This is a genomic window from Bifidobacterium pseudocatenulatum DSM 20438 = JCM 1200 = LMG 10505, assembly GCF_001025215.1.
Classification (GTDB): Bacteria; Actinomycetota; Actinomycetes; order Actinomycetales; family Bifidobacteriaceae; genus Bifidobacterium; species Bifidobacterium pseudocatenulatum.
In genome coordinates, this window is record NZ_AP012330.1 from 1,654,611 (window position 1) to 1,674,717 (window position 20,107).

15 protein-coding genes are annotated in these 20,107 nt (G+C 53.3%); 4 read left to right on the forward strand and 11 right to left on the reverse strand.

Annotation, left to right across the window (positions count from 1 at the left end):
- Positions 1 to 82: 82 nt before the first annotated feature.
- Entirely contained in the window at positions 83 to 331 is a 249-nt protein-coding gene (locus tag BBPC_RS06920) for a TetR family transcriptional regulator (protein WP_152595415.1), read from the reverse strand.
- 116 nt (positions 332 to 447) lie between these two features.
- Between BBPC_RS06920 and BBPC_RS06925 the strand changes: the two genes are divergently transcribed.
- Both BBPC_RS06925 and BBPC_RS06930 read left to right on the forward strand, forming a co-directional pair.
- Positions 448 to 1,686: an MFS transporter gene (locus BBPC_RS06925; protein ID WP_004220861.1), complete on the forward strand. Its 1,239-nt coding sequence runs from the start codon at positions 448 to 450 to the stop codon at positions 1,684 to 1,686.
- Between the two features lie 39 nt (positions 1,687 to 1,725).
- On the forward strand, positions 1,726 to 2,913 hold the full coding sequence (locus tag BBPC_RS06930; protein ID WP_003834148.1) for an ATP-grasp domain-containing protein: 1,188 nt from the start codon (positions 1,726 to 1,728) through the stop codon (positions 2,911 to 2,913).
- A 324-nt stretch (positions 2,914 to 3,237) separates the two neighbouring features.
- Here the strand turns inward: BBPC_RS06930 and BBPC_RS06935 are convergent, their stop codons facing one another.
- The 6 genes from BBPC_RS06935 to BBPC_RS06960 form a co-directional block, all read right to left on the reverse strand.
- Entirely contained in the window at positions 3,238 to 3,873 is a 636-nt protein-coding gene (locus BBPC_RS06935; RefSeq protein WP_003834147.1) for a TetR/AcrR family transcriptional regulator, read from the reverse strand.
- 47 nt (positions 3,874 to 3,920) lie between these two features.
- Positions 3,921 to 5,120 (reverse strand): glycoside hydrolase family 5 protein, encoded by a 1,200-nt coding sequence (locus BBPC_RS06940; protein ID WP_033512529.1) that lies wholly within the window; start codon positions 5,118 to 5,120, stop codon positions 3,921 to 3,923.
- Positions 5,121 to 5,342: 222 nt separating this feature from the next.
- Positions 5,343 to 6,989 carry a glycoside hydrolase family 43 protein gene (locus BBPC_RS06945; protein WP_003834142.1) on the reverse strand — a complete coding sequence of 549 codons (1,647 nt, stop codon included), beginning with the start codon at positions 6,987 to 6,989 and terminating at the stop codon, positions 5,343 to 5,345.
- A 62-nt stretch (positions 6,990 to 7,051) separates the two neighbouring features.
- Positions 7,052 to 8,260, reverse strand: a complete 1,209-nt coding sequence (locus BBPC_RS06950) for a glycoside hydrolase family 5 protein (RefSeq protein ID WP_003834141.1) — start codon at positions 8,258 to 8,260, stop codon at positions 7,052 to 7,054.
- 273 nt (positions 8,261 to 8,533) lie between these two features.
- Positions 8,534 to 10,090: an alpha-N-arabinofuranosidase gene (locus BBPC_RS06955; protein WP_004220865.1), complete on the reverse strand. Its 1,557-nt coding sequence runs from the start codon at positions 10,088 to 10,090 to the stop codon at positions 8,534 to 8,536.
- 155 nt (positions 10,091 to 10,245) lie between these two features.
- On the reverse strand, positions 10,246 to 11,502 hold the full coding sequence (locus BBPC_RS06960) for an MFS transporter (RefSeq protein WP_033524375.1): 1,257 nt from the start codon (positions 11,500 to 11,502) through the stop codon (positions 10,246 to 10,248).
- A 261-nt stretch (positions 11,503 to 11,763) separates the two neighbouring features.
- Between BBPC_RS06960 and BBPC_RS06965 the strand changes: the two genes are divergently transcribed.
- Entirely contained in the window at positions 11,764 to 12,450 is a 687-nt protein-coding gene (locus BBPC_RS06965; RefSeq protein ID WP_047749648.1) for a TetR/AcrR family transcriptional regulator, read from the forward strand.
- Between the two features lie 231 nt (positions 12,451 to 12,681).
- Here the strand turns inward: BBPC_RS06965 and BBPC_RS06970 are convergent, their stop codons facing one another.
- Together BBPC_RS06970 and BBPC_RS06975 are read right to left on the reverse strand one after the other, a co-directional pair.
- On the reverse strand, positions 12,682 to 14,025 hold the full coding sequence (locus tag BBPC_RS06970; RefSeq protein ID WP_004220869.1) for a glycoside hydrolase family 30 protein: 1,344 nt from the start codon (positions 14,023 to 14,025) through the stop codon (positions 12,682 to 12,684).
- Between the two features lie 369 nt (positions 14,026 to 14,394).
- Positions 14,395 to 15,720: an MFS transporter gene (locus BBPC_RS06975; protein WP_004220871.1), complete on the reverse strand. Its 1,326-nt coding sequence runs from the start codon at positions 15,718 to 15,720 to the stop codon at positions 14,395 to 14,397.
- Between the two features lie 357 nt (positions 15,721 to 16,077).
- On the opposite strand from BBPC_RS06975, the gene BBPC_RS06980 reads away from it, so the two are divergent.
- A complete protein-coding gene (locus BBPC_RS06980) occupies positions 16,078 to 16,704 on the forward strand; it encodes a TetR/AcrR family transcriptional regulator (RefSeq protein WP_004220872.1) in 627 nt (208 codons plus the stop codon).
- Positions 16,705 to 16,737: 33 nt separating this feature from the next.
- Here the strand turns inward: BBPC_RS06980 and BBPC_RS06985 are convergent, their stop codons facing one another.
- On the reverse strand, positions 16,738 to 18,864 hold the full coding sequence (locus BBPC_RS06985) for a beta-galactosidase (RefSeq protein ID WP_004220874.1): 2,127 nt from the start codon (positions 18,862 to 18,864) through the stop codon (positions 16,738 to 16,740).
- A gap of 462 nt (positions 18,865 to 19,326) precedes the next feature.
- Positions 19,327 to 19,956 carry a TetR/AcrR family transcriptional regulator gene (locus tag BBPC_RS06990; protein WP_003834126.1) on the reverse strand — a complete coding sequence of 210 codons (630 nt, stop codon included), beginning with the start codon at positions 19,954 to 19,956 and terminating at the stop codon, positions 19,327 to 19,329.
- Positions 19,957 to 20,107: the final 151 nt, after the last annotated feature.

Here is a 20,107-nt window from a genome sequence, read left to right on the forward strand (position 1 = left end):
CAATGCCAATCTCAACAAGTATTCAAAATCAACGATATGCATCCCACAACGGGGATGGAAACAGCATGTTTTCCATCTGAGCTCACTCTTTGCATAAATCAACTTCAGGCTCGCGCAACCACCATAATTGCACACCATCCATGATTTCCATGGCTTTACGCACCACCGGTCGCATGCTCGACTTCCATGAACCCAATTGCGGAGGAATCAGCCAAGGATATTGCGAATAGTTCTCCCAAATATCGTCCATACGAGCAGTGAATTCATCATGCAACGGATGTTCAGGATTCAACGATTCCACAGAAAGCACGGTAAACTTTGAAACAGACACCCCCAAGTATGCCAAAACCAAGCGTCACTATATGTGGACGCAGCAATGAACAATTCCCCTATGACAACTAGCATGGGGAGACATTATTTGTAAAGCATAAAAGAAGGTCCATTCAAATGGAGAAGCCGAACGATATTAAAAGAGACTCCATATCAGTGAATTACTTTTTGAATACTGCTGCGTACAGCGGTCTCTTCTCCCTTCTTTCGGTTATTCTCACCGGCCAAGTTTCTGCGGCGTCATCGCTATATGTTGGGCTGGCGCTCGGAATTTTATCTCTTTTTTCTAGAGGCAGTACTGTTTTTATAGGTAGCCTGATTGAGCGTTTCTCAACGGTATCCCTCACCGAGGCCGGTTTCGGATTCATGGTTTTTTCACTTTTGCTGCTACAACCGGCAATGGGTGGTTTTATCGGCTTCCTTTTTGCGGATTTGGCTTTGCTGGGACTCGGTCTTTCATTGGTTAATTTTGCCCTACGAGGGCATATCATCGCTACAGTAAAGGATAAAAAAATTCAGGCTTCTTTGTTTGCTTTAGTGACTATGGCAGCCAATCTTGGATCCGCGATTGGACCTCTGGGCTCGAATTACATATATAAAGCTTTCGGACAAACGCTCTTTATTGCAATCATCGTCGGACTCTATGCTTTTTCTGCTTTACTAGCTCCAATAGCGCTGACTCATCATGTCTTCATACGCAATGAGAAAAGCGGCGAGGAAAACACTTCCTCCATCGTGAAGACCATTACAGACTCGCTGAAAAGTCCCGGTACGGTTCTTGCCATCCTGGCGGTGTTCGTGGGCAGTATAATGAATGGTCAGCTTTTTGCCGGAATGGCATTGGAATTCCACTCGTTATCCGATAGTCCAGTCATAAGAGGATTGTTCTATTCCATTGATGCCATATCGGTCATAGCACTGCAAATGCCGGTAAGTAAGATCATCTCGCGCAATATGACCAAAGAACATAATGCCACCTCATTCATAGTCAAAAGCCTGGGGATTTATGGAATTTCCTTCGCACTATTCGCCTGCGGAGTCTCGTCGTGCTGGTGGATATGCATCATTTCCTTGGTTGTGTTCTCCATTGCAGAATGCATCTATGCGCCATTAATCAATATTGCTCTGGTAGAGGCACAGCCAGATAAGCCTTTGGTGGACATTCTGAACTATCGGCTGATAATTGCAGCCATTGGTGAATCGGCAGGCTCATTCCTTGGCGGTTGGATCGTTCCGGCACTACGTCCTGCAGGATTGACGGCTTGGTATTGGTGTGCACTGGCGTTAGTGGGAATAATGCCTGCAGTCGTCACTAATCAAATTAGAAAACGTGGACAAAGAATCATTCGTCATTGAAAGAAAAAGTCTTGGTGAGTACACCGGAAGGGGAATGACATGAAAGTATTATTGCTGCAACAGCCCAAATCTTTCTCAAATTATCCTAAATGGATTGAGGAAATCCAAGAACGTTTCGATTGTTTAGAAGTTATGGTCTTCACCTCGAACGATCGAGCCGCACACCATAGTTGGCCGAGCTCCGTCATCAAGGAAATCGAGGTTTCCGATTATTCCTCTGATAGCGCTACCGCAAAATTCTTTGATATTGTCAGGAAATTTAAACCAGATAGGATAGTTTCCAGCTCAGAGGAAGACGTACTGAGGGTTGCAGAGGCGAGAAGTTTATTTGGAATTCCCGGTTTACAGCATGAACTGGCGTTAAGCTGTCGAGATAAAGTCACGATGAAACAATCGGCCCTTGATGCCGGATTAAAGATTATTCCCTATACCACCTGCCAAGGCTTTGGAGATATTATTTCGGCGTTCGATCGTTGGGAGACGGTTGTTCTCAAACCTCGATGGGGCGCAGGGTCTGCAGGCATTACGATATTGCATTCGAAAGATGACCTGCCTGCTTTAGCTACCAAGCCGGAATTCATACGAAACGTGCATTCAAACCAGTATTACTTAGAGGAATATTGTTCCGGTTCCGTCTACCATGTGGATGTAGTCTATATCAATTCCGGTTCGATTCTGATCTCACCATCACGGTACCTTGTCCCGCCACTGGATTTCGAGAAACAAAACACCGGTTCCGTGATGTTGGATGAGAACGGTGCCGACTATTCCGAGCTGCTCCGACTGACAAAGCAATTAATTGCATCTTTCAACGATCAGACGATTCCGAATGTGATGCATATCGAATTCTATAAGAATGAAACCGGTGATTTCGTATTCGGGGAAATGGCGGCACGCAGAGGAGGCGGTCTCATCAAGCAGGAGCTGGCAGCCGCCTATGACATAGACCAAAGCAAGGCCAACTTCCTATTGGAACTTGGTCTTGTCGATGCGGATGCGAATATTACGCGATCATCTCAGTATGGCATACTGCTGGAAACCGCTGGATTGAACTGGCCAAAGGAAAAAGAAATCCCGGATTGGGCGGTTTTGGAATCTGTGGGCAAGAAAAAAGGTATCGCTCATAACTCTGTTGATTCTGACAGGAAATTTCTTATTTCCGGCAAGAATGAATCTGAGATTATTCAACGTTCTAATTATCTTATAAATAGTCAATATAATGAGTAAAATTAACTTTTTACAGAGGGACAATTGTAACTAATTCTGCAGCAGGTTCTATATATGACGAATTATTATGTAGAATTGGTAATTCTACTGAATCTAGACTCTTCCGTAAAATAATGATACTAGTATCGCTAGGGATGTTGGGAGCCAGCATTGGCGTCTATACGGGAAGCGCAGCAGGTAGTCTGACTGCATCAAAATGGTCGACATCTCAAGAAACCAGCATGTCTCTTTCAGCAAACTTTTCAGGCACTACCACAATAGAAGATAAGCAAAATGAGGGTGGCCGTCAGGTCACCCCCGAACGTATGCGGAACACACATAAAATCAGCGGCATGCATCCCAGAGGGGCGCGGGAAACAGCAGATTCTCCATTTCGGACCATTCCTCACACAAGTCCACTTCCGGTTCGCGCAGCCACCACAGCTGAATGCCATCCATGATTTCCATGGCTTTGCGCACCACTGGCCGCATGCTGCCGGCCCATGCGCCCAATTGCGGCGGAACCACCCACGGGTATTTCGAGTAGTGTTCCCAGATGTCCTCCATGCGTCCCATGAATTCGTCATGCAATGGGTGATCCGGGTTCAGGGATTCCACCGACAGCACGGTGAACAGCTGCACCATCATGCGGCGGCGCGAGTTGTGTTTCACCAGGTAGCGCAGATACGCGGGAAAATGCGGCGCGGACGGGTCGCTGCCCGGCATGCCCGAAGAGAAGAAGTCCTCCGGCGTGCCGGTCTGCCCGTAGTATTCGTCATATACCAGCGCCAGCATTTTGTCTTTGTTGTCGACGTATCGCAACACGCCTTGTTTGGAGATGCCGACCCTGTCGGCCACGTCTTGGATGGAAATGCCATTGAATCCACGCTCACTGATCAGCTGAACAGCCGCATCCAGCACTTCCGCTCGACGCTCCTGCGGTGATTTTCGGATACGTTTCGAAGTCTCTTCCTCTGCCATGATTCCGAGTCTAATGCACCTTGCGTCGATTGCCGTTGATTGACTGCCTATGGCACGTCATCGTGAGAGGTATCCGCCCGAATCCATCCATGACGCCATACGCGAGTCAGATCCCACGCCTCAAGATTGCCGCCGTTGCGAGGATCCCGCGGCGGTTTCCCTTCGCCACTACCCGGTTTCGCGGAGCGCGCAAGCTGGTAGCTCCAATAGATCTGCCCCGCCGACACGTCCCATGCCGCGCGTTGCAATCGTGACACTTGGCGGTATGCAGCCGATCGGTTTTGGCTGTGTAGGGCCCACTGATTCTCCACGCACCACTCGCCCACCAGCACGGGAATACGACGGGCCGCCGAACGGATGGCGATGCCACTCGCGCCCACCAGCATCCGGTACAGCCATGGCAGTCGCCGCGATCGCAGGTACAGCCGGCGTGCCGGTCCCGAAAACAGCGGATCCTCCATCGCGATGAGATACTGATGGGTGTCGAGCATGACGTTGCGCATGCCAGCACGACGGAACCAACCACCCCAGCGGAGCAGTCGGAAACCGTCATGGAATACGATCACGGTTTCCGGACGTAGCACGGCGCGCAACCGGGCGTAAGCGTCGCGGTAGAAGCGCTTCAGAAAACGCAGTGAGACATACGTGCTACCGGAAGCCTCATGAGAGTCTTTCGCCGTGTTCGACGTGCTATGGAACACTGACCAGCTCACTGGTTCGTTGAGTACTTCGATGCCGTGCAGGGCCGGTTCGTCGCGGTATCGGCGAGCCAATCGCTCCAGCACGTTCAGCGTGTACTCCACCAAGTCCGTATTCTGCGCCCATTTGCACACACCCGTCAGACCGCCGTTGTCGAAACCATTCTGCGAGCCGGGCACGGTATGCAGGTCGATCATGATCTTCAGTCCCGTCTCCCGCGCCCAACGGAACGCGCGGTCGAGGTACGTGATGCAGCCCGGATGCCCGGGCCAGTCGCCGAAGATGAAATACGGTATGGGAATGCGTACGAGGTTGATTCCGTGGTCGGCGATGATACGAAAATCCTCCAAGGTGATGTAGGTTTCGCGGTGCCGGCGCAGTTCCTCGGCTAGATTCCGTTCGGACCAGAGGGATACGTGCGTGCGGTGCATCCAGATTTCATCGTCTTCGGCGCTGCGGGTGAACGGTTTCGGATCCATCCATTTCTCCAGCACCAGCCAGTTGCCGAGGTTCACGCCGTCGATTCGCTCGTCGATGCCTAGCACCATGCGTCTCACCGCCCTTACGTTCGGGGGTTGCCCGACTTTTCGTTTCCGCCCATCACAACCCATGGCAAAACCCATTCGGCCCAATGGGCCAAGGAACCGCGCGTCATTCGCAACGTTCCTTGGTCCATTGTATGCGCCCCGCGAGCGGCCACGCGGCCGCTCGGAATCGGATCACAGCCGGATCAGGGTCGTTGAATGATCGTGGTGGCCGGCCGGGCGGGATCAGTCGACGGGCTTCGTCTCGTCCGCCTCGTAGTCGAAGAAGTCGAAGTCGGCGGTCTTCTCGTGCAGAGCGGCGTCGGTGACGGCGATGCCGACCATAGTGCCGGTGAATTCGCCGTACTTGCAGTATTCGTCAGAGAAGGTGGTAGTGTCGAAATCCGGGCCAATCTTGGTCCAGTTCTCGCCATCATAACCCCACTCGAACCAAGTACGACGACCTTCGATATTCAAACGGAAATAGATCGGCTTGTCTTCCACAGCAACGCGAGTGTCAAGCATTTCCGTCTTTTCACCGTTTTCGAGACGCACAATCGAAATCGCGCTGCCGCCAAGCGTCTGTGAATAATACTTGCGCAGGAAAATATTATTCATGTTGTCGTAGTAGATGGTCAAGCCAGCGCTGTGCTGGTAGACTTCCGGCTCGAACTCCATCTTCGTGGTGACGGTGGCGTACACGCTGGTGAGTTTGCGTGCGATCAGGCTCGTGCGGTTGAGCGATGCCAACGATTCCTCGCCGCGGATGCGCAGCCAACCGGGGCGTTCCGTCACGTTGGCGAAGGTGGTCGGCATCTGCCGCGGCGAATAATACCAGTTGCCGATCGCGCCGCCGTCGAAGTCGTCGTGCCCGGGAATCTCCGGCATCGGCGCATCCGGCAGATCCGGCTCTTCGACTTCGAGTTTGGCCAGATTGGAGCCGTCCGCCATGCGCAGCCAGCCGTCATTCGTCCATGTCATCTTCTGAATGGCGGTTTCACGGCCAAGCGTACAACGTAATTCCGGCACAAACGGACGGCTGGTCAGGTGCACAAGATATGTCTCGCCGTTCGGCAGATCCACGTAGGAGCCGTGCCCGGACTTCTGCAGCACGGAATCCGGGTTGAAATAGCGCGGCTTCAAATGATCGTCATCAGCACGCTCGTTTGACTCCTTCGGCTGCGAAGTGACGAGCGGACCATTCGGATCCGGCTCATACGGACCCCACACATTGCGGGAACGGCCCATGGTCACGGCATGGTTGTAGCCAGTGCCACCCTCGGCGCACATAATGTAATACCAGCCGTCACGCTTGGTCAGATGCGGAGCCTCAATGCAGCCACGATCAGTAGCGCCACGCCATATACGCTTCGGATAGCCAACCACATGCTTGGTTTCCGGATCATATTCCACACAGCAGATCACGCCCGGCTTCTCATAGCCTTCACGGGTCTCCCACTCCAAGCTGACGATGTACTTCTTGCCATTGTCATCATGTAAAATGGACGCGTCGAAACCAGAAGATGTCAGATATACCGGCTCGCTCCACGGACCTTCAATGCTCTTTGACTTAATCAGATAATTATTCACGTCGAAATAGCGTGCATTCATGGAGTTCATAACGCCGTAAATCACGTAAAACATGTCCTCTTCCTCACAATACGTGAGACATGGAGCCCAAATGCCCTTAGCGCTCGGCAGCTTGGTGAGGTTCGGCTTCGTATCATCAGTAAGCACGTGGGTGAGCAGCTCCCAATGCTTCATATCCTTCGAATGGTAAATCGGAATACCCGGGAACCATTCGAATGTAGAGACAGCAACATAGTAGTCGTCGCCTTTACGGCAGATGGCCGGATCAGGATTGAAGCCTTTGAAGATCGGATTATGCAGCATTGTCGTTCCTTAATGTTCTTGATATCACGCGTTGCTTTGTACGATTCTTGCGTCCGACGGAATCACTTTTGGACGGGGAACCAGTTTTGGGCGATGCAGCGTCCAAGGTCCCATGCGTCCCAGCCGATCCAGCCGGGAGTGTTGACAGTGTCAGTGAGCAGCTTGTAGTTCCAGTAGTAGAAGCCGCTGCCCTTGCTCCATGCGGCGAGCTGGGATTCGGCTAGGCCCCGGTACAGCGAGCGCTTCTGTTCGGCGGTCAGGGTTTCGACCTGAGCCCCTTCCTCGCCGTTGAGCACGCTTTGGCCGCCGTGGGTGTCCACACCGCAGCCGACGGAGTTGAACAGGCACCACTCCCCCACAATCACCGGGAAGTATTCGCTCATCTCGGCGATCATCGGCGCATAGGTATTCCTCACGAAGTCGTCGTAGCCCTCCGCTGTCTGCGGGCAACCCATCGTTTCGGCGGTCATGAGGTATTGGTGGGTATCGAGGACCACGTTCTTAAACTCGGGCGCGAGCTTGCCGTCGGGGCCGCGCATGAAGTCCTTCCACTGTTCGATGTCGAAACCGTCGTGGAACACCACGACTTTGTCGGTCGGCAACGCGCCCTTGTCAGCGTCGCGCAGACGGTGGTAGGCGGTGATGTAGAAGTTCTTGAGCCAGTCGAATGCGATCGGGCCGGTGCCTTCGGCGAGTTCCGGATCGACCGCCTTGTAGCGTTCGGTCACGTTCGCCATCGGCCAGCAGGTGGTGGTGTTCGGCTCGTTGATGATTTCGATGCCCATCAGCGCCCGACGATGGCCGTACCGCTTGGAGAGGCGTTCGAGCACGGACAGCACGAATTCGACTTCGTCGGGCAGCTGCGCCCACTTGCACACGCCGGAGATGCCGCCGTTGTCGAAGCCGTTTTGGCTCATCGGTGCGGTGTGCAGATCGATAAGGATGGTCAGGCCGTATTTCTCGGCCCAGTTGAAGGCCTTGTCGAGTTCGTCGATGCAGCCGATGAACGGCGCGCGGTCGCCGAAGATGAAGTACGGCACGGGGATGCGCACGGAGTTCAGTCCCCACGATTTGATGGTGGCGAAGTCGCGCTCGTTGATGTATTCGGCGCGGTGGGTCCTGATACGGGCCTCGTAGACGGCCGGATCAAGTTGCGTCGGCAGATAGTATTCGTCATCGGCAGTGGTTCCATCGAATAATGCCGGGTTCATCCACTTTTCCAGAACCAGCCAGTTACCCAGGTTCACGCCCTTGATGTAATTAAGGTCCATATGCACTCCTTCGTACGCTTTCAATCATATTTTTTATTACTTAGTAATTACTAAGTTAGATGATAGTACATTTTTCTCCTCCCCGCAACTCGTCTCGGACATCTCTCCGAACCGCTGTCGCACTATTTCGCATAAAGCACCCTTTGCGAAAATCGTGGGACCGACAATCAAAATCGTGCAGCAATTTCACAGAATCATGCGATTAATCATAAGAAAAAGCCTCTTTCTTGCGGGAAGAAAGAGGCAACCTGCAGCCGGAGAGACGATTACTGCTTATCGCTGGCGAATCGTTACGTGCAAGGCACTCACCGAGGCAGCGGGCAACGTTACCGTCAGCTCGGCACCGCCGGCAGATTCGTGCACGCTCACGGCACTATCCACGTCCACGGCATGAGTGCGCACCAGATCCGAATGCTCCACTGTGTTGCAATCATGCGGATCTTCGGAAGCAAGCGTTTCCATCGAATCAACCTGAGCGCCGCACGGCAAATGCAGCCGCACTTCGGCACCATCGTTCATATGCGCATTGGTGAGATTAATCAGCAGCTGAGTGCCGTCTTCATTGCGTGACGCAAACGTATATACGGCGGAATCTTCGGAATCGTTGCGATTCACATCAAGTGCGATCATGCCACGATGCGCCCTGTACATCATGAATACGTCATAGTTAGGCGTAAGGATGGTACGATCGCCTTCAGTCAAAATCAGTGAGTTAAGCACATTGATGGTTTGCGCGTTGCACGCCATGGACACCTTGTCGCAGTTGCGCTGCAGCAGATCCAACGTAAGCGCGGTAGTGATGGCGTCACGCATGGTCACCTGCTGCTTAAGCGCCGGGCGCGCAAAGAACGCGGTCTTATGCCAATTGCCCCACTCACCGATAATCAGATCGACATGCGAAAGCTTGGAATCCATCGCCACTTCCGGCTCATGAATAAGCGCCAAACCATCGTTCATCAAACGCCACTGATCACACAGAATGTCTTCAAGCTCAAGGCAACCCTCAATCACCGTGTTCCAGCCGTCTTCATCGAACTCGGTCGGAGTATCAGCATCGTTATCCACATTCCAGTTGTAGAAATGCAGATCATAACCATCGATTTTCGGCTGACGATATTCGACAAGACCACGGAAGAAGTCCTGGGTCCACTGCACGCGTTCGCGCGGCTTGTTACCGTCAGGACCGCTCGCGATGGCATACATTTCCGTCGGCGCGAACACATCGGTGGTGAAGCTTGGCATAGCGGATGCGAACCTGCGGTATTCGTCAAGGTAGGTTTGCGGCGTCATGGTACCGCCTCCAGCCCACACTTCGTTGCCAATGCCCCAATATTTCACACCGTACGGTGCTTTATGGCCGTTGGTCTCACGTTCCTTGGCCAGATCGGTGGGCTGCTCACGATTGCAGTATTCCATCCAATCCTTCATTTCGGCCACAGTACCGGAAAGCATGTTGATATTGATCCACGGTTCCGCGCCGAGCATTTCGCACAAACGCAGGAATTCGTCGGTGCCGAAGCTGTGATCGTCGAGTTCGTACGTGGCGAAGTTTTCATTAAAGGTGGTTTTACGTTCGCTTTGCGGCCCCACGCCGTCACGCCAATGGTAGGTGTCTGCGTAGCAACCGCCAGGCCAACGAATAACCGGCGGCTGCAATGCACGCAAAGCATCCAATGTGGCCTTGCGGTAGCCATGCTCGTTTTCAATCGGGGAATCCTCCCCTACCCACAGACCTTCATCAATGCATTCGCCAAGGAATTCAATGAATTGGCCATGCAGTTTCGGATCGATACGACCAATCGTACTGTTCGGGTCAATGCAGACAACCATGGTTTGCTCCTTTGCAGTAGTACTCACATCTGCAGTGTTCGTAATTCGTACAGTTCCTGTAGTTATTGTGCCGCACAATATGTGCGAAATGGCCGAAGATCCCAGGAGAGATAATGAAAGGATCTCCGGCCAAGTTATTTCGGAAAATGCCGACGCTACTTCACCTTTTTAATCATCAGAATGAAGACGCAGGCGAGCGCCACCATCACGATTGCCGTCGGGAACACCATGGCATAGGAGCCGGTGGCCACCACGATGGCGGAAGTGACGATCGGGCCGACCATCTGACCGAGAGTGGTTGCGATGTTCAGAATGCCTAGATCCTTACCAGCCTCTTCCTCGTTCGGCAGCACGTCAACGTTGAGTGCCTGGTCAACAGAGCCGTACATGCCGTAGCCGAAGCCGCCGATGGCGGAGAAGAGAATCATACCCAGCGCATTATGCATGAGCCACGGCAGAGCATAACCGATGGCAAGCAGCACGCTTGCAGCCACAACCGGAATCTTACGGCGGCCGATTTTGTCGGAAATCGGACCTGCGGAAAGCGCGGAAATCAGGGAGACAACCATCAGCACCAAGCTCATGGTGGAAATGGTGACTGCGGAATCTTCAACGCTTTGACCGATATAATCCTGCAGAATATACAGCTGGTAGTTGAGGATCATGTAGTAGCTGAACAGCAGCAGGGAACGACCAGCGAATGCCAGCCAGAAGTCACGAGCGCCCTTGGTCGGCGGACGGAAGCTCATGATGATGCCCTTGAAATCGACCTTTTCCTTAGGCATGTCCTTACTGGACTTTTCCTTCGGCCAGAAGATCACGGCAAGCACACCGGAAAGCGCCATGGCCGCACCAGCGACGATGAAGCCCGGGAGCTGCAGGGTGATGAACTGCGCACCAACAATCTGGCCGAGTGCGGAACCGAAAAGCGTACCTGCGGAGATGAATGCAGACATGGTGCCGCGCATATCTTCCGGAACACGGTCGGATAGGGATGCGATGACCGGCGCGATCATCATGTTCAGACCGACCATGGAAATGCAGTAGCTGACACCGATGCTCACACCGTCCGGCAAAATGCCGATGAGGAACAGCGAGATACCAGCGACAATGCCGCCCGATGCAATCCACGGCGTACGACGGCCGAAGATCGAGCGCGTACGGTCAGACATGTTGCCGACCACAAGGTTGGAAATCAGCGAGGCGAGTGCCGTTGCCGAATTAAGCACACCAAAGATGGCGTCTTTGCTGTCGGGCGCGATATCGGCCAAACGCTGCGGAAGCAACACTGCAGCAACGATCTGCAATGCCAGCATCCACGCGAATGAGAACACGAAGAACGCTACGCAGAAACGCGTTTTGTCAATTTTGGAAAGCGTGCGAGTGCTTTCCGCGGACTGTGCGCCAGTCATGCTTATCTCCTTATCTTTCTTCTTCGAAATCAGCCCCACGTTTTTGCCGAATCTTCAACGATCGCGCAAGCAAGAGAGGCGTTGATTGAAGTCGATGTCCGTCGGCTTCGTCAGTTATCTTATATCTTATAAGTATAAGATAACAAATCGGCGTGTCGAACAACTACCCACTTGCAAACACATCAATCAATTACATAACCGCAATATCGAAACCACACGAAAACACACGTGGGCAGCGGCAATAGTATTCTTCAAAGCAGTATGGAATCACAGGAAAAAACATCAGCAAACAGCATCAAGAGCCGTCCAATCAACCAAAGAAAACGACTCTCCCCAACACAACGACGCAAACAGGTCGCACAAGAAGCGGTAACCCTGATCACGCAATACGGATCATATGGCTTCCCCATGCAAGCCTTGGCGGACGCGGTCGGAATGACACTGCCAGGACTCAACCATTACGTCAAAAACCGCGAAGAACTGCTCTCATTGGTCATCGAAACGTTCTACGACTCCGAAGAAAGCAATGCACCCACGACATTGGGCGCAACCATCAACCACTGCGACCAATCAGATTCAGCAACCAAAGAATGTCGACATTTGCCCAGCGCACTGCACGAAACCGTATGTTTCAACGCCAAACGTCCTGAACTCGTCGCACTATTCATGCGCCTCGCAATCGAAGCATCCGACCCGCAACACCCGGCACACGAGTTCTACCAAAACAGGCACGGATCAATCCTAACCGACATGACCAGCGTGGACTGGGAACTACCGGAAGAATACCGAGATCCAGAACGCCTGCACGACCTCATCGTCACCGCATTCTTCGCCATGGACGGCGTGCAAATCCAGTCGCTGACCAACCCAAACGAATCCATGATGCAACTTTGGGAACGCGCCGAACGCATTCTGTTCCCCTCCCCCACCTGGGACGGCTACCGCTAAACAGAGCGCGACAAGCAAAAACACTGCAAAACAAGAGCACAGCAAACAAAAAAGGCGTCTGTCTGCGGCGACCAGTAACCAATCACCACAGGCAAACGCCCTGCAACACAGCACCGGCTTGCGAAGGTGGCAGGAAGAGAAGGGAAAACCCACCACCCGGCATTCAACAAACCGTTGCCACAACCAAGCCGACGCGTTACGCACACATTCGCATCAGCCAAGCAGCTCCTGTTAGTCCAGCACAAACGTGTTGAACGAACGCGGAGCAAGCGTCACTTTGATACCGCGATCGGCATTGCAAGGATCGGCAAATTCAAACGGACGCTCCTCTTCGAGAGCGTTCTGGGCCACCACCACAATGGTGCCATCCGGATTACGGAACGCAATAGCCATCGAATTGAAATGCCCCGTAGTGCCAAGCACATGCGCACCCGGCTTGACGAAATGCGAGAAATGACGCATCACATAATATTCCGGATTACGACGAACCTCATGCGTATCCGCAGTAATGGTGAACAGTGAATTCTGCCACCATCCCCACGTGGAATCCTGATCGTCAAGAATCATATTCCAATACGTGTAGGCAGTCGCGCCATTACGCAAATAATGGTTGATCAAGTGGAAAATATACTCCGCATATTCCCACGTATTATCGCCCATACCACATTCGGATTCGGACTGAATCAGCTCAATCTCCGGCCAAGACTCATGCGTACGTGCAATGCAATTCTGGCCAGCCCACTGGTAGGCAATGCCCTTGATATACTTGCGAGCACCATCATCGAACAGAATATTATCGACGAAACGGTTGTAATTATTCAGCTTCATGCCGTAGCCGCCGGTCCACGCCATATCTTCCGGACCATTGAGCGTGCCCAGCCAAATATCGGTGTCAAGACCAGCCTCCTCAAAAGCAGGTCCAAGATAATCGCGGATGAACACTTTGAGCGCTTCGGCATCCCACAACGCACTCGGGAACTTCTGATCGGCGAACACCTCATTCTGCACATGCAGCTGGTTCACGGTAATGCCATGCTCGGCATAAGCCTGAATGTACTTGACGAAATACTTCGCATACGCCTTCAGATTCTCAGGAGTCTGCACCAAACGGCCATAGTTGTAAGCCTTCGGACGCTTCATCCACGTCGGCGGGCTCCACGGGCTGGAGAACAGCTGCATGTTCGGCTGCCATTCCTGCGCGCGATGAATATACGGAATCAGCGTCTGCTCATCATGCTCGACGGAGAAATGCTCCATCTCGTAATCGCCGTCGGTCTCGTTATAGCTATACCAATGATCGGCGAAATCATTGGCGCCGACCGGCGCACGATTGAAGGTGAAGTTCATCTCATCCGGGCTGAACAGTTCCTTGATGATCTGATCGCGTTCTTCCTCGATGACCGTCTGCAGAGGAAGCCAGCCAAGCTCGTTGAAGCAGCCGCCGAAGCCGCGCAACGCCTGATATTCGTTGCCGTCAAGCTGCAGATCGGCAGCGGAAGTGGCATGCGTGGATTCGATTTCTGATGATTTGTCGGCAAGCTTGTTGTCTTGCGTTGTTGCGATCCAAGTAGTCATGGAAAGTCCTTAGTATCGTCGTTGATTCTTTGGTTTTATTTTTATTCGTTTTTGAGTTGTTTTTTATTTGATTATTGGGATTTAGTTATCGATATTGAGTTTTGAGATTGAATTATTGAGATTGAATTATCGGCAACGCAATTTCATTTCAGTAAGTGCAAAAACCGCAGGATGCCGCGATAATCTATTCACGGCACGCTCCAGGCCGCTCTGGCCAAGTCTTTACGGTCTTAAACAGATTATCGCGGCATCCTGCTCGTAACGCTATGACGTTACGTTTGCACTGTTATTTAGTTTTGGAAAAACTCCCCATTCCCTCTCTCCCTCTCCTCTCTCGAAATTGAGAGGAGAGAGGGGAGGGAGGTGTGGTTACTTGACCTTCTTGATGGCCATGATGAAGAAGCAGCCGATGATGGCCAGGGCGATGGCGGTCGGGAAGGCGAAGTTATAGCCGAGGGACACCACGATGGTGGACATGACGACCGGGCCGCACATCTGGCCAAGGGTGGTGCCCATGTTCAGAATGCCCAGATCCTTGCCAGCTTCTTCCTTGTTCGGCAGCACGTCGACGAGCAGAGCCTGGTCGACTGCGTAGTAGACGGCGTAGCCGAGGCCAGCGATGCCCGCGAACAGGTACATGCCCAAGGTGGACGGAATCAGCCACGGCATGGCGATGCCGATAGCGAAGAGCACGGAAGCTACGACAACCGGGACCTTACGGCGGCCGATGAGATCAGAAACCGGTCCAGAGATAAAGGAGCCGACCAGAGACATGACCATCATGATCATGGAGACGACGGACACGGTGACGGCTGATTCCTTAACGGACTGGCCGATGTAGTTCTGGATGATGTAGAGCTGGTAGACGTTGATCATCTGGTAGCTCATGAGCATGCAGAAACGGCCGGCGAAAGCCTTGTAGAAGTCGTGGGCGCCAGCGAACTTCGGCGGGCGGAAGGATACGAGGATGTCCTTGAAAGAGCCCTCTTCCTTCGGCAGGAAGTCAGCGGAACGTTCCTTGGGCAGAATGATCACCGCAACGATGCCGCCGAGGAACATGAGCACGCCTGCAACAGCAAAGCCGACAGTCAGGTTCTCGATGAAGAATGCACCGATCATGGTACCAATCGGGGCGCCGATCGTGGAGCCTGCACCATAGAAGGCTGACATAGTGCCACGGATGCCGGACGGCACGCGGTCAGACAGCACGGCGACCAGCGGGGCAATCATGCAGTTGAGGCCGAACATGCAGGCGCAGTAGAAGATGGTGAGCAGCACCGCGTTGTGCGTGGTGCCGGTCAGGAACAGGGTGACGCCACCAAGCACCGCACCGAAAACGATCCACGGAGTACGACGACCGAACCTGGAGCGGGAACGATCGGAGAAGTTGCCGAACATCAGGTTGGCAACTAGGGATGCCACTGCGGTGAACGCATTGACGATGCCAACGAGAGCATCCGGATCGGCGCCTTCGATGGTCTTGTAATGCATCGGCAGAAGCACGGCGGAGACGATGCCGAGACCCGACATCCACAACACGCCGAACAGCAGGAAGCCCGCACCGAAACGGATGGTGTTGACCTTGCTCAGTGGCTTGCCGGTTTCAGGAGACAGCTGCGGATCCTTGTCTGCAGCGGCGATGTTGGCGTTATAACGCACCAAACGCTCCTCTTTGCTTGCGATTGCTTCACTCATGAAACTCTCTCCTTCGATTCATGTTTCAGTAGTGTTTTCTGTGATATTCCTGTTTTCCGATAGGGCTTCTCTGCCCAATCAACTAACTACCACTTGGTAACTAGCTGGTTTTCATCATAGATACCCTTTCGAAAGAACGCAAGTCAGACGCGAATTTTTCCAACGGCAGCGTTTTTTCAAATAGCAATCCACAACGATTCGCCCCATACGGCAACTTCAGTTTTTATTACTTAGTAACTGCTTAGTTAAAGCATATTACAATCTCTTGTATCTGTCATTTTCCGGCGTGTCCCAACGTTTCCAACACACTTCCTCTCCCCCTTCTTGTAACTTAGTAAGCACAAGAAAGGAAAACGCATGCGTCGCCACATCGAAAGCAAAACCAAGAAACGAATGAGCGCAGAAGACCGCAAGAAAGCGATTCTCGAAACCACGGTCTCTTTCATCTCACAATTCGGATTCTGGGGATTTACCATTCGCGACGTGGCACAAGCTCAGAACATCACCGAAGCAGGCCTCCTTTACTACTTCAAATCCAAAGAACAACTCCTTGAAGCGACACTCAAATACGCCGATCGCACTAACCAAATCGCCATTGCAGAGCATCTTGGCGTCGAAGGCGTGACCGGCGAAGTCTTACAAGACGGCATCGCATACCATTGCGATCTCGGACTCAAGGCCATCTCCACGGGAACCGTGGAAACCAACGCAGGCCGACCCGAAATGGTTCGCCTCTACACCCTGCTCGAAAGCGAGGCCCTAAGCAAAGACCATCCGGTGCACGAGTATTTCGAACAGCGCGAAATCAATCTGCTGAAGGAATACACGTTCGCAGCCAAACGAGATGGCGTCGTCGATCCGGAACGCACCGCACTGCAGGTGCTATCCGCCATGGAAGGCTTGCAATTGCGGTGGCTCAACGAATCTCACGATATCGATTTCGTTGGAGAATGGAAGGCCCTGATCGGCCTTCTCATTCCCTAAACGTTCTCTTCTCGAGCTCTCTTATCGCAGATTTCAGCCGGCGATCACCGCAACATTCCAGCGGCCGATCGTCAACGGATCACCCTGCTTGACGGCTGCACCTTCCTTCAGCACGACTTCAGCATTTGCAACCTCATCAATACTGCCGTCGGTGGCGATGACGACCGGAGCGACCACTACTTCACCCTCAATCGGGCTTGCAACAGTAACTTCGTCGGCGGAATAGTTGAGCAGATACGTCACGTTCTCGCCACGGGCATTCACACCCTGGCGAACCGCGACCTGTCCCGCGAGCGCGGTTCCAGCGCCCTCGACGCCGGCATGCTCCACGGCCTCTCGCATAACCGCACGAATGGAATCGGCGTCAAGCAGTGTGGCGACCCACTCGGCATCGCCTTTGCCGAATGCGTGACGGGTGACTGCGGCGTAATCCTTCCAAGCGTAGTGTCCATAGGATGCGAGCACCTCAGTATCGGCGTCGGCGTTCAACAGTTCGATCAGCGACTGAGCATCGGTGGACGCGGTTTCGGCGAGCGCACCTGCGAATTCCACGGAAACGTGGCCGTTTGGGCGGGTGAACTGGTTGTACGTCATGCCGAACACGTCGGTGAGGTTGTGCGGCGCGCGGTCGTGCCATACGGTCACCTCGTCGTCGGTCACGAAGGAGCGCATGGTGGAGACGAGGTGTCCGCCGTTTTCAACGAACGCACGCAGGCGATCCGTAGTTTCCTGAGATGCGCAGTAGAGCGCCGGGGTCACGATCATCTCGTATTTGGCGAGACGTTCGGCCGGAGCATCGGACGGCACGAAATCGCATTCGACGTTGAGCTCGAACAGCGCGTCGTAGACATTGCGCACCACGTCGTTGTATTTGAGGGTGCCGCCGAATGGGAAGCCGGCTTCGATGAGGAACCAGTCGAGCGCGGTCAGCGATTCGTTGCTGACCATGATGGCTACTTTGTTGTGCTTCTTCAGGTGGACGAGCCGCTCCCCCACTTCCGGTTTGGCGATCTCGCGACCGAATACGCCGGCTTCGCAGTACGTGGGGTTCGGTTCGAGGTCGTGGCTCAGCAGGCCCTTCCAATATGTTTCAAAGGAATTATGGATGGAGTGCCAGTGCCAGTATTCCACCATGTCGGCGCCGGAGGCGAGGTGGGAGTAGGCCTGCAGGCGCAGCTGGCCGGGGAATGGCACCCAGCCGTGCTGGCCTTGGGCCTCGGTTTCGAGCACCAGGTAGTTCTGGCCGTTCTTGGTGGAGCGGGTCATGTCGCCGCCGAAGGCGATCTCCTTGCCGGTCAGGTCGTCTTCGGTCGGGTGGTAGATGTCCACGCCGGTGATGTCCACTGCGGTCGCGGCCTTGAAGTGGTCGACGGCCGGCTGCACGCCGTAGGAGTATCCGCGCCATTCGAAATCGAAGTTGTGGGTGATGAACTGGTCGTCATGCGCGTATTCGCGCACGATGTCGGCCTGCCACTGCAGGAAGGCGCGCACCTGATCGCGGCGGAACTTGTCGAATTCGCCGCCCAGGGACTCGTTGATGGTGGCAGTCACGTCCGGGAAGTCCTCCCAGGAGTCGATGCGGTTGGACCAGTAGTCGAGGCCGAAGTGGTGGTTGAGCTCGTTCAGATCGCCGTGGAACTTCTCATGCAGATACTTGACGAACAGACGCTGCATGTCGTTGGACACGGAATCGTAGTACTTGGTTTCATTATCGACTTGGTAGCCGATCACCGCCGGATGGTCGGCAACGTGGGAGATCAGCTTGCGGATCACGCGCTCACCGTAGAAACGGTAGGTGGCGTTGACGATGTCCATGATCTGGCGGGCGCCGTACTTGCCTTCGCCGTTCGGAGTGACCGCGAGCACGCTCGGATCGATTTTGACGAGCCAGCTCGGCACCGCGTAGGTTGGAGTGCCGACGATGACATCGATACCGACACGCTGTGCCGCGTCGAGAGCACGATCCACATAGGTGAAGTCGAACGCACCCGGCTGCGGTTCGCAGGTGCTCCATGTGGATTCGGCAATACGGATAACGTTCAGTCCCGCTTCCTTCATCATCCTCATGTCTTCATCGACACGGTCGATGCCTTTCATCATGAGATATTCGTCGTAATATGCGGCACCGAAAAGAATGTGATCTGCCTCGTAACGACCCATGGATCCTCCATCGTCTTCATTGACTTGTTACTGATTGCTACTGTTTCTGCGTCTAAGGCTGTTCTTCTGCGATATCCCTGGGATATATCCTTGGATGCATCCTCGGAACTCTCATATCTAACAACCATTAGATATAAGAAATATAAATCTTCTAGATTCACTTGTCAAGAACCGCAAAATTTCATGGCGTGTCTTACCTAACAACCATTAGATACAGCGTTTCCCCTTGACCAAAACCAACCAATCACCGCACGCCACACAAAATGCTATCCCAGCAGGCAAATCCATCCAGCCACTGGAGGAACCCTCCCGCAAACATGCCTCCAAAAGTCCAGATCCATCCAGCCACTGGAGGAATCACCCCGCCCAAAACCTTCCAAAAGTCCTGATTCTTCCAGCGAGTGGAAGAATTGGGACGCGAAAGGCTATAGAAACACAGCCCGCAAGAGAGTTGCACACGGCTTAGCGGTAGCTGTCCCAGACAGGTGAGGGGAAGATCATCTTTTCGAAGGCGAGCCATTCATCGTAGAAATCGATGGGCGGCTTACGCGTCCAACGCAGTTGAATGCCGTCCATCGCTTCCAAGCTTTGACGCACAATCGCACGCATATTCTCCCAACCACCGATTTCAGGCGGCAATTTCCATGTGTACTGGGAATAGTGTTCCCACACGTATTTCGGACGATTCTCGAAATAGTCGTGCAACGGATGGCCCTCGCTGAAAGACTCGGTTTCCAGCACCATGTATAGCTGCAGCAAGCTACGTCGACTCTCATTGTAACGTACCAAAAAACGCAGGTATGCGGGAAACAACATGCCTTCCGGATCGCTGCCCGGCAATCCGGATTTTGCAAAATCAGCCGGAGTGCCTTCCTGATCATAATTGTCGGTGACTAGCAGCGACAACAACCGTTCCTTATTGCCGATGTAATGCAGCAGTCCAGGCTGGCTCATGCCGATCGCATCAGCAATGTCTTTCAATGACGTTCCGTAATACCCCTTTTCCCCGATAAGACGGCTCGCCGCAGCGATGATTTCCTTCTTACGTTCCTCAGGTGATTTACGAACACGTTTCTTCCCCTCATTACCCATAAGGAACAGTGTACTATCTACCGTTCATTAGACAGGCAAAATCGTATCGGACCGTTGCATTTCCACTCGCCACACAAAAACGAGCCGATCTTCAACAGACCAGCTCGAAATCACATTCAGTCAGCCTCGACCAACCAAAAATATTCGAAAA